This window comes from Microbacterium sp. (assembly GCF_049661145.1).
Lineage (GTDB): Bacteria > Actinomycetota > Actinomycetes > Actinomycetales > Microbacteriaceae > Microbacterium.
In genome coordinates this window covers 1-11,423 of sequence record NZ_JBASZT010000042.1, presented here as the reverse complement: position 1 = coordinate 11,423, position 11,423 = coordinate 1, and the positions used below count along the sequence as shown (strand labels likewise).

At 69.2% G+C, this 11,423-nt stretch carries 11 protein-coding genes and 1 pseudogene; 6 read left to right on the top strand and 6 right to left on the bottom strand.

The features are described 5' to 3' along the window. Together WBP48_RS01890 and WBP48_RS01885 are read right to left on the bottom strand one after the other, a co-directional pair. On the bottom strand, positions 1-199 hold a 199-nt coding region (locus WBP48_RS01890), incomplete at its 3' end, for a histone-like nucleoid-structuring protein Lsr2 (protein WP_424435244.1). 160 nt (positions 200-359) lie between these two features. Then, positions 360-1,214 carry a LuxR C-terminal-related transcriptional regulator gene (locus WBP48_RS01885; protein WP_424435241.1) on the bottom strand — a complete coding sequence of 285 codons (855 nt, stop codon included), beginning with the start codon at positions 1,212-1,214 and terminating at the stop codon, positions 360-362. Between the two features lie 137 nt (positions 1,215-1,351). On the opposite strand from WBP48_RS01885, the gene WBP48_RS01880 reads away from it, so the two are divergent. Both WBP48_RS01880 and WBP48_RS01875 read left to right on the top strand, forming a co-directional pair. Continuing rightward, the gene (locus tag WBP48_RS01880) at positions 1,352-1,702 is read left to right on the top strand and encodes a DUF485 domain-containing protein (RefSeq protein WP_424435238.1); all 351 of its coding nucleotides are present in this window, start codon (positions 1,352-1,354) and stop codon (positions 1,700-1,702) included. Then, positions 1,699-3,312, top strand: coding sequence for a solute symporter family protein (locus tag WBP48_RS01875; RefSeq protein WP_424435235.1), 1,614 nt, complete (start codon positions 1,699-1,701; stop codon positions 3,310-3,312). The genes WBP48_RS01880 and WBP48_RS01875 overlap by 4 nt, the downstream gene beginning before the upstream one ends. Positions 3,313-3,346: 34 nt before the next feature. Here the strand turns inward: WBP48_RS01875 and WBP48_RS01870 are convergent, their stop codons facing one another. Continuing rightward, positions 3,347-3,904 (bottom strand): methylated-DNA--[protein]-cysteine S-methyltransferase, encoded by a 558-nt coding sequence (locus WBP48_RS01870; protein WP_424435232.1) that lies wholly within the window; start codon positions 3,902-3,904, stop codon positions 3,347-3,349. 196 nt (positions 3,905-4,100) lie between these two features. Between WBP48_RS01870 and WBP48_RS01865 the strand changes: the two genes are divergently transcribed. Next, a complete protein-coding gene (locus WBP48_RS01865; protein ID WP_424435229.1) occupies positions 4,101-7,829 on the top strand; it encodes an AAA family ATPase in 3,729 nt (1,242 codons plus the stop codon). 228 nt (positions 7,830-8,057) lie between these two features. On the opposite strand, the gene mscL is transcribed toward WBP48_RS01865, so the two are convergent. From mscL to WBP48_RS01850, 3 genes are read right to left on the bottom strand one after another with little or no spacing between them, the layout of a single operon-like run. After that, entirely contained in the window at positions 8,058-8,462 is a 405-nt protein-coding gene (gene mscL, locus WBP48_RS01860; protein WP_424435226.1) for a large conductance mechanosensitive channel protein MscL, read from the bottom strand. Between the two features lie 32 nt (positions 8,463-8,494). Next, the gene (locus tag WBP48_RS01855) at positions 8,495-8,785 is read right to left on the bottom strand and encodes an FmdB family zinc ribbon protein (protein ID WP_424435224.1); all 291 of its coding nucleotides are present in this window, start codon (positions 8,783-8,785) and stop codon (positions 8,495-8,497) included. Between the two features lie 31 nt (positions 8,786-8,816). Then, on the bottom strand, positions 8,817-9,413 hold the full coding sequence (locus WBP48_RS01850; protein ID WP_424435221.1) for a 5-formyltetrahydrofolate cyclo-ligase: 597 nt from the start codon (positions 9,411-9,413) through the stop codon (positions 8,817-8,819). An 80-nt stretch (positions 9,414-9,493) separates the two neighbouring features. Between WBP48_RS01850 and galU the strand changes: the two genes are divergently transcribed. From galU to WBP48_RS01835, 3 genes and pseudogenes are all read left to right on the top strand, one after another. Beyond that, positions 9,494-10,372, top strand: a complete 879-nt coding sequence (gene galU / locus WBP48_RS01845; RefSeq protein WP_424435218.1) for a UTP--glucose-1-phosphate uridylyltransferase GalU — start codon at positions 9,494-9,496, stop codon at positions 10,370-10,372. Between the two features lie 46 nt (positions 10,373-10,418). Beyond that, positions 10,419-11,045, top strand: a complete 627-nt coding sequence (locus tag WBP48_RS01840) for a GNAT family N-acetyltransferase (RefSeq protein WP_424435215.1) — start codon at positions 10,419-10,421, stop codon at positions 11,043-11,045. Positions 11,046-11,160: 115 nt separating this feature from the next. Further along, a pseudogene (locus WBP48_RS01835) lies at positions 11,161-11,423 on the top strand (large exoprotein); the annotation flags it as partial.

Here is an 11,423-nt window from a genome sequence, read left to right as displayed (position 1 = left end):
AGGCGGCACGTGCCGTCACCGGCCGCGCCGCGGCGATGTAGGGCTCCAGCGCGGCGCGCAGGGCGGCGGCATTCTCCTCGGTGAGGTCGATCTCGTAGGCCGTGCCGTCGAGGGAGAACAGCACGGTCTCGCCCGACCCCACCCCCAGAACGGTGCCGTCCAGGTCGTCGACGAGCTGATGCACGATTCTACGGGCCATGAGGTGAGCCTATCGGGGATGCGTCAGCTTTTCAGGGGCGCAGTCGCGCCGTGGGGCAAGAAGAACCTGCCCAGGGAGGCGAGACTTTCGCATCAGCTTTTCAGTGGCGCTGCCGCGCCGTGGGGCGGGAAAATCTGGGTCATGTCACGAGACTTTCGCGTTAGGGCAGAAGGCCTGCGCGGCGTGCCTTCGTCACGGCGGCGTGCCGGGTCCCCGCATCGAGCTTGCCCATCGCCGACTGCAGATACGACTTCACGGTGCCCTCGCGCAGCCCGAGCGTGACGGCGACCTCGGCGTTCGTCTGACCGAGCGCTGCACATGCCAAGACGTCCGTCTCGCGCGGCGATAGCCGCACGTCGAGTTGCTCAGCCGGCGCGGCGCCGTCACGTGACAGGGCGGCCAGGCGGCGCTCGATCTCACCGAGGCGCTCTCGAAGCGCCGGATCGGTGACGTCCGCACCGATCCGGCGCAACTCGGCGTACGCCTCCCGCAGCTCCTCGCGGGCGGCGACGTCAAGGCTGGGCGCCGGTTCCACGTGGGGCAGTAGCGACATGCGGCGGATCACTTCGTCACGCACCCGCAATTCTGTCGCAAGGTCCGACGCCACCTGCATTGCGCTCCGGGCGATCTGCTCGCCGAAGGAGGACTGCGCCCACGAGCCGCAGTGCAGCACCCCCCGCGTGCGTCCGGAAACGAGGACAGGGACAGCGAACAGCGTCGCGATCCCCTCGCCGAGCACCGCCCGGTCATAGTCGTGGGTGATGTTCCGCGACGAACGGTAGTCCAGCGCGAGCCGGGGACGACGCTCGACGAGGGCCCGGCCGCCGAGCCCGCGACTCGCCTGCACGACGAGGCCGGACAGGTAAGGCGTGCGCGATCCCACGACCGAGGTCACCTCAAGGGCGCCCGTGCGTTCGAACCCGCCGAAGGCGACGGGGAGACCAGTGCGGCCGGCGAGATCACCGACGGCATGCGCCAGCAGATCCTGGTCGGAGGAGAGGACCCCGACTGCCATCGCGTACCTACTTCCGGGGGTGACATCGGCGTCACGCGTTTTCGTAGCGTCGAGGATACCACGCGGCCGGTCGATGCCGACCGGACCGTGCTCGTTCGGAGGTGCACTGTCCGCACCGCATGAGGCAAGGAGGCCACATGTCCGTTCCGCCCCCCGATACCACCGCACCCGGTGGTATCGACTACATCGCTGTCGAGGAGTCGGCGAGTTTTGTCGACCTGAAGAGGAGACATCGCAGCTTCGTCTGGCCTCTGACGGTCGCCTTCCTCGTCTGGTACTTCGCCTACGTGCTGCTGTCCTCGTTCGCAACGGAGTTCATGTCCACCCGGGTGTCGGGTTATGTCACGATCGGGCTGCTCCTCGGGCTCGCGCAATTCGTGACGACGTTCGCGATCACGATGGGCTACGTCTCGTACGCGAACCGCAGGCTCGACCCGCTCTCGGCGGAGATCCGTGCCGACCTCGAGGCCCGGGAGGCGGTGCGATGAGGGCGCTGACCGCCGCGGCCACGGTGACCGCCGACAACAACCCTGTCCTCAACATCTCGATCTTCGGTGCGTTCGTCGCGGTGACGCTGTTCATCGTCATCCGCGCCAGCCGCAACAACAAGACGGCGGCCGACTACTACGCCGCCGGCCGCTCGTTCACGGGCCCGCAGAACGGCTTCGCCATCGCCGGTGACTATCTGTCCGCGGCATCCTTCCTCGGCATCTGCGGTGCCATCGCGATCAACGGATATGACGGGTTCCTCTACTCCATCGGCTTCCTCGTGGCGTGGCTCGTCGCGCTGCTGCTGGTGGCGGAGCTCATGCGCAACACCGGCAAGTTCACGATGGCCGACGTGCTGTCGTTCCGGCTCCAGCAGAGTCCGGTGCGGATGGCGGCCGCCATCACGACTCTCGCGGTCTGCTTCTTCTACCTGCTGGCGCAGATGGCCGGGGCGGGAGGCCTCGTGTCGTTGCTGCTGGGCATCCACGAGCAGATCGGGCAGTCGATCGTCGTCGCCGTCGTCGGCGTGCTGATGATCGTGTACGTGCTGATCGGCGGCATGAAGGGTACGACCTGGGTGCAGATCGTCAAGGCGTTCCTGCTCATCGGCGGTGCCATCGTGATGACCATCTGGGTGCTTGCGATCAACGGCTTCAACTTCAACACGCTGCTGGAGTCCGCCGTCGCCGCATCGACGACCGACCCGAAGGACGCGATCCTCGGGCCCGGCCTGCAGTACGGCAAGAACCCGTGGGACTTCATCTCGCTCGCGATCGCCCTCGTGCTCGGCACGGCCGGCCTGCCGCACGTGCTGATGCGCTTCTACACGGTGCCCACCGCGAAAGAGGCGCGGCGCTCGGTGGTGTGGGCGATCTGGCTGATCGGCCTGTTCTACCTGCTCACCCTCGTCCTCGGCTACGGCGCGGGAGCTCTCGTCGGCCCCGACGTGATCAAGGCGGCGCCCGGCGGCGTCAACTCCGCAGCCCCCCTGCTCGCGCAGGCGCTCGGCGGACCGCTGCTGCTCGGGTTCATCTCGGCGGTCGCGTTCGCGACGATCCTCGCGGTCGTGGCGGGCCTGACCATCACGGCGGCGGCGTCGTTCGCGCACGACATCTACGCGAACGTCATCAAGAAGGGCAAGGTCGAGCCCGACGGCGAGGTCAAGGTCGCCCGGCGCACCGTCATCATCATCGGCGTGCTCGCGATCCTCGGCGGCATCGGCGTACAGGGTCAGAACATCGCGTTCCTCGTCGCGCTCGCCTTCGCTGTTGCGGCATCTGCAAACCTGCCGACGATCATCTACTCGCTGTTCTGGCGCCGATTCACGACTCGCGGCGCGGTCTGGAGCATGTACGGCGGGCTGGCCGCGGCCATCATCCTGATCGCGCTTTCGCCGGTGTTCTGGGGAACCGAGACGAGCGTCTTCAAGAACGTCGGCGTCGCGATCTGGCCGCTGAACAACCCCGGCATCGTGTCGATCCCGCTCGGGTTCTTCCTGGGCTGGCTCGGTTCGGTCACATCGCGTCGGGCAGAGGATCCGCGCAAGGCGGCCGAGATGGAGGTGCGTTCGCTCACCGGCCACGGCGCCGAGAAGGCGGTATCGCACTGATGCACTGACATCCGTCACCGACTCCGCAGCCGGCCTACACGGCGGTGGAGTCGGTGGCGGATGCCGGGGCCGCGGCGATGGCGTGAGCCTCGAGGTCCAACAGGAAGCGCTTGCGCTCCGGATGCCCGCCGTACTCGCCGATCGACCCGTCGCTGCGCACGACCCGATGCACAGGCAGCACGATCGAGAGGGGTGTGCGGGCGCAGGCGGAACCTGCGGCCCGGTGTGCACCGGGCGAGCCGGCCATGATCGCCACCTCACCGTACGATGCGGTCTCGCCGTACGGGATCTCACGAATCGCCTCCAGAGCGCGGCGCGCGAACCCGTCGACAGTGCCGAGATCCAGTGGCAGATCGAAGCCGCGACGAATGCCCGCGAAATACTCATCGAGCTGCGTCGTCGCCACTGCGGTCGCGTCGTCGTCGGGTACCGGTACGGCGCTGAGCCGACCGGCGATATCGGCGAGCGCCGCCTCGCGCGCGCCGACGGCGACCTCGAGCAGGTGGAGGAAAGCGAGGCCCTCGTCGGCGACGACGACGAGGGCCTCGCCGATCGGTGTCGGGTGCACCGAGTATGCGGCTGACCGGATCATGCGTCCCATGATGACGTGGCCACCGCAGCCACGGCGCCGTGAACGCCCCAACTGTGGAGAGTTCGCGAAAGAGGCATGCTGGGGAGAGGGCGATGCGCGTCGCCAGACCCTTCACATGGCCGCATCCGCCCGATCCGGTCCCAATCACGCGAAAACCCGCGGCGCTAACCCGTCCGGGCGGCCGCCGGAGCCTAAGGTGTGCAGTGTGTGGCGACCAGACGGCGGTGCCGTGCGAGGCGTGAGCGACGCTGACCACGGATACTCAGCGACTCCGGCCGACCTCGATATGTCAGAGCCGGGGGTGTCGGCCGCCCGGATCATCGAGTCAGAACGGGGGCGTCTGCGTGAAGAGACCGCGCAACTGGGTGGACGCTCCACGTTGCTGCGCTACACGGACACCGTCGACGCGGGCATCGACATCACCAAGGCGCATCCCGGCAGCCTGCCCCAGTTCATCACCGGTCGCTCGACACTGCTGTCCAACCTCTTCCGCGACGAGGTGGCTCTTCGCACGGCGCGTCTCGCCGCGGAGCGCATCGCCGCGAAGGACGTCGAGCTGCGCACCGCGCGAGGGCTCGACACCGTGCACCTTGCCGTCGCGATCGCCGGCTGGCGTATCGGTGGCGTCGCGTATTCGGCGCCGGTGCTGTTGCGGCCGCTGGCGATCCGCCGGCACCACGCCGATTTCGACCTGAAGCTGCACGGGGCCTTCACGGTCAATCCGGAGCTCGTGAACGCCGCCCGGACTCACTTCGGCATCGTCCTCGACGGTCGCGCGCTCGCCGAGCTCGCCTACGACAACGGCGTCTTCAAGCCGCAACCGGTGATCGACCACCTGCGCGCGCTCACGGCACACGTCGACACCTTCACGGTGCAGCCGCGGCTCGTCGTCTCGACCTTCGCTGACGTCTCTTCCGTGATGGCACGCGATGTCGGCGACCTCGACCACCCCGTTCTGCGGGCCCTCGCCGGTCACCAGGCGGATCGCGACGACCTGTCGGTGGTGCGCAAGCTGTCGCCCGCGGTCGACTCCGACGAGCGCCCGCCTGCCGCGGACCGGCTGCTCCTGGACGCCGACGCGGAGCAGGAGGCGGTGCTCGCGCGCATCGTCGCGGGCCAGTCTCTCGCGGTGCACACGCTGCCCGGAACGGGGGGCACCCAGACCGTCATCAACGCCGTCGGCGAACTGGTCCGCGCGGGGCGGCGCGTGCTCGTCGTCAGCGCCCGCCGGTCCACTCTGGACGGCGTGCGGCACCGGCTGGCAGGGATCGGACTGACGGGGCTCGCCGTTTCGCCGCGACACCTGCACCGTGACCTCATCCGTGCCATCGCTCGCAACGAGAAGGCGGCGCCGCCGAAGGTCGCCGATGTCGACGACGCGCTCGTGCGTCTCCGCGCCGTGCTGCGCGACTATCGCGATGCGCTCACGCAGCGGCATCCGCGGGTCGAGGTCTCGCCGCTGGAGGCCCTGCGCACTCTGACGAGGATCGCCGCGGCGACGCCGCAGCCGGCGGCAGCCACACGGTTCGACCTCGCGACCCTGCAGACCCTCGCCACCCGCCGCGCCGAGGCCGCCCACGCGCTCGCGACGGCCGCGCGTCTCGGAGAGTTCCGATTCGGACCCGACGACTCGCCCTGGTACGGCGTGGCCTTCGCGACGACGCAGGATGCGCGAGACGCACACGCCCTGGCCGGTCGGTTGCACCGCCGCGAGGTTCCGGCGATCCTGGAACGCGGCTACGCGCTCATCGCGCAGACGCGGATGCGGCCGTTCGCCACGGTGGCCGAGCTCGGCGCCTATGTCCAGCTCCTCCAGGGCATCCGCTCCTCGCTCGACCGCTTCAGCGTCACCGTCTTCGAGCGCCCGCTCGGAGAACTGGTCCAGGCGCACGCCCCGCGACGCGACTCGCCGTCGCTGTCGAGTGCGCAGCGGCGTCGGCTCAAGGCCCTGTCGAGGGAGTACGTGCGGCCGGGCATGCACATCACCGACATGCACGAGTCGCTCGCGCGCGTCCAGCAGCAGCGCACGCAATGGCAGCAGCTGGTCGAACCCGGGGTCGTCCCCGAGATCCCGCTGGGTCTGGATGAGGTCGCGGGCGCGTGTCAGCGCGTCGCCGCCGACCTGGCCGGACTCGACTGTGTGCTCGGCCGCACCGAATCACTCGCGTCGCTGCCGATCCCGCACCTGCTGCGCACGCTCGCCGGCCTGGCGGCGGAGTCGGACGTCTTCGACAACCTCGTCGAACGTGCGACCCTGCGCGGCGAGCTCGCCGAGATGGGCCTGGATGAGCTGCTCACCGAGCTGTCGGTGCGTCATGTGCCCGAAGAGCACGTCGCCACGGAGTTCGAGTTCGCGTGGTGGCAGTCGGCGCTGGAGGCGATGCTCCGCTCGGACCGCTCCCTGCTCGGCGCGAACACGGCCGTCGTGGACCGGCTGGAGCGCGACTACCGGCTCGTCGACGAGGCGCACGCGGCATCGGCAGGGCCGCTCCTGGCGGCGGAACTGGCGACGAAGTGGAAGATCGCGGTCGTCGACGAGGCCGACGAAGCGACGGCGCTCAAGCACCGGCTGCGCGCCGGTAGTGCGACGGCCACCGAGCTCGTCGCCGCCGCTCCCGCGCTCGTGCGGACCCTCGCTCCGGTGTGGCTGGCGTCGCCCTATGAAGTCCCGCAGATTCCGGACGCGTCGCCGTTCGATGTCGTCATCGTGGCGGATGCCGGGGCCCTCTGCCTCGCCGAGGCGGCGCCCGCGCTGCGGCGCGGGCGACAGGTCGTCGTGTTCGGCGACCCGGTGACCCAGAAGCCCACGCCGTTCCGCGTCGGGGCGGGAGCGCCGACGGCCGACGATGAACCCGACGTCGACTTCGACGAGGTCAGCGTGTTCTCGCGGCTCGCGGAGCTGATCCCCGTCGACACGCTGACGCGGAGCTATCGCGCCGGCGGCGAAGACCTGGCCGAGCTCGTCAATGACGCGTTCTATGAGGGCCGGCTCGTCTCGCTTCCCTGGGCGGGCTCGTACCTCGGGCGGGGGAGCCTCAGCGTCGACTACGTCGAGGGCGGCACCGGCACGCCGGACCCGGTGACCGGGGCGGTCGAGAGCCCCGATGCCGAGGTGGCCCGGGTCGTCACCCTCGTCGTCGAGCACGCCGTCAACCGTCCGACGGAGTCGCTCATGGTTGTGACCGCATCGGTGCGCCACGCCGAGAGGGTGCGCCAGGGTGTGGCCGCGGCCTTCGCCGGACGTTCGGATGTCGCGGACTTCGTCGGCCGCGACACGGCCGAACCGTTCGCCGTGCTCGGGCTGGAGGAGTCGGTCGCCGAGAGCAGGGACAGGGTGGTGTTCTCGCTCGGTTTCGGTCTGACCAAGCACGGGCGGGTGCTCACCGACTTCGGCGACCTGTCGGGGCCGGACGGCGAGCGCCTGCTCACGGTCGGCATGACGCGCGCACGCCGATCGATGGTGATCGTCTCGTCGATTCGCCCGTCGGCATTCGACGAGGGCAGGCTGGAGTCGGGTGCCGCGACCCTCATGTCGATCCTCAGCGGCGTCGCCGCCCGGGCGCGGCAGTCGCGGCTGGAGGATCTCGCCGACCCGCTGACCCTGACCCTCGCCAGGCACTTGCGCGCGCTCGGCGTCTCGGTCGACGTCGACTACCGTGGCCGGCTGCCGCTCGTCGCTCAGTACAAGGGCAAGGCCGTTGTGGTGGAGAGCGACTCCGACACCGTCCGCGAGACGCTGCGTGAGAGCCTGCGGCTGCGGCCGCAGGTGCTGCGGCGGCTGGGCTGGCACTACGTCCGTGTGCACGCGTTCGACCTGTACAGCGACCCTGCCGGAGTCGCCTCACGCATCGCGGCGATCCTCGGCGCCCCGCCCGAGGCGTCGGCGGCGGACTCGGCGACGCAGCCGATCGATGTCGTCGAGTGACGAGAACCCTCCGCGCCAGCGCGTTGTGCGAGTGCGCGGTGCGCGCCGCGCGCGGCTGACTCCGGCGCCCGGGACGGATCCCGCTCCCGAGCTTGCCCCGGAACGGTCCCAGGGGTCGTCGGCGGATGCCCCGGCGTCCGGTCCCAACGACGAGCGCATGCGTCGCGACGTGCCACCGCACTATTGAGTCGAAGCGTGGAACGCGCGAGTCGAAGCGTGGAACGCGCGTCAGGGGCGGGGCTGCTTCTCCAGCAGGTCGCGGATCTGAACGAGCAGCTCCTGCTCCGTGGGCAGCTCCGGCTCCTCGGACACGCCCGCCTTCGCAGCGGCGCGCTCCTTGAACACGTTCATCGGGTACACGAACACGAAGTAGACGACGATGGCGACCGCGAAGAACGTGATGACCGCGGTGAGGAGGTTGCCGATCGGGAAGATGACCTCCCCGTACAGTCCCTGCACGGGAATGCCGATGTTGCCGCTGGCGTCCGCCTTCCAGAACAGCGCGATGATGGGGTTGATGATGGCTTCCACCAGCGCGTTCACGAGGGCCGTGAAGGCACCGCCGATGACCACCGCGACGGCGAGGTCGATGACGTTGCCGCGCATGATGAAGTCCTTGAAGCCCTTGATCATGGTGCTTCTCCCTGTCTCCGGCGATCGCCGGTCTATGAGCCCGACGATGCGGGCGAGGATGAGGGTGCGGTCCCGGACTTCGATGAAGTCGGAGCGGATGTCGCCGCGCTGCTCGCGGCATCCTTCTTCGCGCTGGACGAAGCGCCGGCGCGCGAGTCGGTGCGGTAGAACCCCGACCCGTTGAAGGTCACTCCGACGGTACCGTACTGCTTGCGCAAGCGACCGCCGCACTCGGGGCACTCGGTGAGGGCTGCGTCGGAGAACGACTGGACGGCGTCGAAGTGGTGGCCGCACTGCGTGCAGGCGTATGCGTAGGTGGGCATATATCCTCGGATGTCTTGCGATGGTGCGATGTCAGCGTCGGCTCGAAGCGAGCGCGACGGTGCGGGTGGGGGTGACGACGCCCGTGACCGGCTGGTCGTGGACATCGCGGGGGACCTCGTCGACGAGCTCGGAGTCGAACACGACGGCGTACACGGGCGGGCAGCGCTCCATCGAGCCGATCGTCTTGTCGAAGTAGCCGCGTCCCCAGCCGAGTCGCATGCCGGTGCGGTCGATGGCGGCGGCGGGCACGATCAGCAGGTCGACGTCGTTCACGGCCAGCGGGCTGAGCACGTCGCCTACCGGCTCGGGCATGCCGAACAACCCCTCCGCGATGTCGCCGTCGGGGTCGGCGATGGCCCAGTCGAGCAGCCCGTCCCGGCGCGTGATGGGCAGGAGAACGCGGATGCCGCGGCGCACCGCGTCGGCGACGAACTCGTGGGTTCCGGGTTCGGTGGGCGTCGACAGGAAGCACGAGACCGAACGGGCGCCCATTCTGTCGACGAGGGCGTCGAGCTGGGACTTCACGCCCGCTGCCGCAACGGCGCGGGCGGCGTCGGACCGCTGCTGCCGACGTTCGCGGAGTTCCGCACGCAGCGCGCGTTTCGCGTCGTCGATCCTGTCGGTCATGGTCCGATTGTAGGCGGGGCCGGGCTCATGTCCTCGCCCGCCCGGGCGGATCGGTCAGACGCGCCCGGTAGGGTGGCGGCATGACTTCCACCCCCATCAAGGCCGTGATTCCGGCGGCCGGTCTTGGCACGCGCTTCCTCCCCGCGACGAAGGCGATGCCGAAGGAGATGCTGCCCGTCGTCGACAAGCCCGCGATCCAGTACGTCGTCGAAGAGGCCGTCGATGCGGGAATCGCCGACATCCTCATCATCCTGGGACGCAACAAGAACAACATCTCCAACCACTTCGACTCCGTGCCCGAGTTGGAGTCGAACCTGGTCAACAAGGGCGACCTCGACAAGCTCAGCCGCGTGCAGGCATCCACCGAGCTCGCCGACATCCACTTCGTGCGCCAGGGCGAGCCTCGCGGTCTCGGTCATGCCGTGCTCCGAGCTCGCCATCACGTCGGGGACTCGACGTTCGCCGTGCTGCTCGGCGACGACCTGATCGATGAGCGCGATCCGCTCTTGACGAAGATGATCGCCGAGAACGCGGCATCCGGCCTCACCGTCATCGCTCTCATGGAGGTCGATCCCGAGCACATCCACATGTACGGCGCGGCCGCCGTGGAGCCGACCGGGGACCCGGAGGTCGTCCGCGTCACCGGGCTCGTCGAGAAGCCGAAGAAAGAGGATGCGCCGTCGAACTACGCCGTGATCGGACGCTATGTGCTCACGCCACACGTGTTCGACATCCTTGAGCGCACAGAGCCGGGAAAGGGTGGTGAGATCCAGCTCACCGACGCGTTGCAGGAGCTCGCCGTCACCGACGGTGTGCTCGGCGTCGTCTTTCGTGGGCGCCGCTACGACACGGGCGATAGGCTCGACTACATCAAGGCCATCGTGCAGCTTGCGGCCGATCGCGAGGACCTCGGACCCGATCTGCGTCCCTGGCTCAAGGATTTCGCGGCGGCGCTCTGAGTCTGAAGTGGTCGGGTAGCGGAGGGGACCGCATGAGGGAGCGTCGGTGGATCTGACCGCGCCGCGGCAGCACGGCCCGATCTCGATCCGGCTCATCAAACAGCGTGACGCGCGCATTCTGCAATCCGAGTTGCTGAGCAACCGCGGATGGTTGCGCCCGTGGGAGGCGACGAGCCCCGACGGGCCGGTCTCGTTCGACATGCGCTTGGGGATTCGGCGCCTGCTGCAGCAATACCGTGACGGTGGCGGAGTGCCGTTCGTCATGGAGTACGACGGCGAGGTCGCTGGGCAACTGAACGTCTGGGGCATCGCCCGCGGCTCGCTGTCATCGGCGACGATCGGCTACTGGGTCAGCGAGCGGTTCGCCGGGCGCGGCATCACGCCGACCTCGGTGGCGCTTGCGACGGACGTCTGCTTCCGCGAGCTGGGCCTGCACCGCATGGAGATCTGTATCCGCCCGGAGAACAGCGCGAGCCTGCGGGTCGTCGCGAAGCTGGGCTTCCGCTACGAGGGGATGCGGCGGCGATACATTCACATCGCCGGTGACTGGCGCGACCACTACGCGTTCGCGCTCGTGCGCGAAGAGGTGCCGGAGGGGGTGCTGCAGCGGTGGATCGGGGGTCGGGCGCCTGTTCACGCGGCGGACGTGCCGCCTGCGGATCGGGTGGGTTGAGGCGCAGCGGCGCCCGCCGGTCGCGGGGTATAGCAAACCTTCAAGGTGAACGTGAACCTCAGACACGCGGGGTGCCTGCCGCGTTGACCTGACCGGCGGCCCTACCGTTGAGGCCATGGGTGGACAGGTTCTCGGCGGTGGCGTCGTCGTTCTCGTCGCCGTTGTCCTGTGGCTCGTGTATCTGCTGCCGTCGTGGCACGGGCGCCACCGCTACTATGCGGCCGAGCGCAATGCCGTACGCCTGAATCAGGCGCTGCGCGTGCTCGCCGAGACGAGCGAGACCCCGCAAGAGGTGCGGCTGGAGCTGAATGCGCGCACCGCGCTCGCGCAGCAGCGTCTCGCCCGGCGGGCGCAGTCGGAGCGCGAGCAGGCCCGACT

Bases quoted from the DNA above. Each gene is read 5' to 3' on its own strand.
- galU (WP_424435218.1), top strand. From the start codon at position 9,494: ATGACTTCCACCCCCATCAAGGCCGTGATTCCGGCGGCCGGTCTTGGC.
- WBP48_RS01875 (WP_424435235.1), top strand. From the start codon at position 1,699: ATGAGGGCGCTGACCGCCGCGGCCACGGTGACCGCCGACAACAACCCT.
- WBP48_RS01855 (WP_424435224.1), bottom strand. From the start codon at position 8,785: ATGCCCACCTACGCATACGCCTGCACGCAGTGCGGCCACCACTTCGAC.
- WBP48_RS01870 (WP_424435232.1), bottom strand. From the start codon at position 3,904: ATGATCCGGTCAGCCGCATACTCGGTGCACCCGACACCGATCGGCGAG.
- WBP48_RS01885 (WP_424435241.1), bottom strand. From the start codon at position 1,214: ATGGCAGTCGGGGTCCTCTCCTCCGACCAGGATCTGCTGGCGCATGCC.
- WBP48_RS01880 (WP_424435238.1), top strand. From the start codon at position 1,352: ATGTCCGTTCCGCCCCCCGATACCACCGCACCCGGTGGTATCGACTAC.
- WBP48_RS01850 (WP_424435221.1), bottom strand. From the start codon at position 9,413: ATGACCGACAGGATCGACGACGCGAAACGCGCGCTGCGTGCGGAACTC.
- mscL (WP_424435226.1), bottom strand. From the start codon at position 8,462: ATGATCAAGGGCTTCAAGGACTTCATCATGCGCGGCAACGTCATCGAC.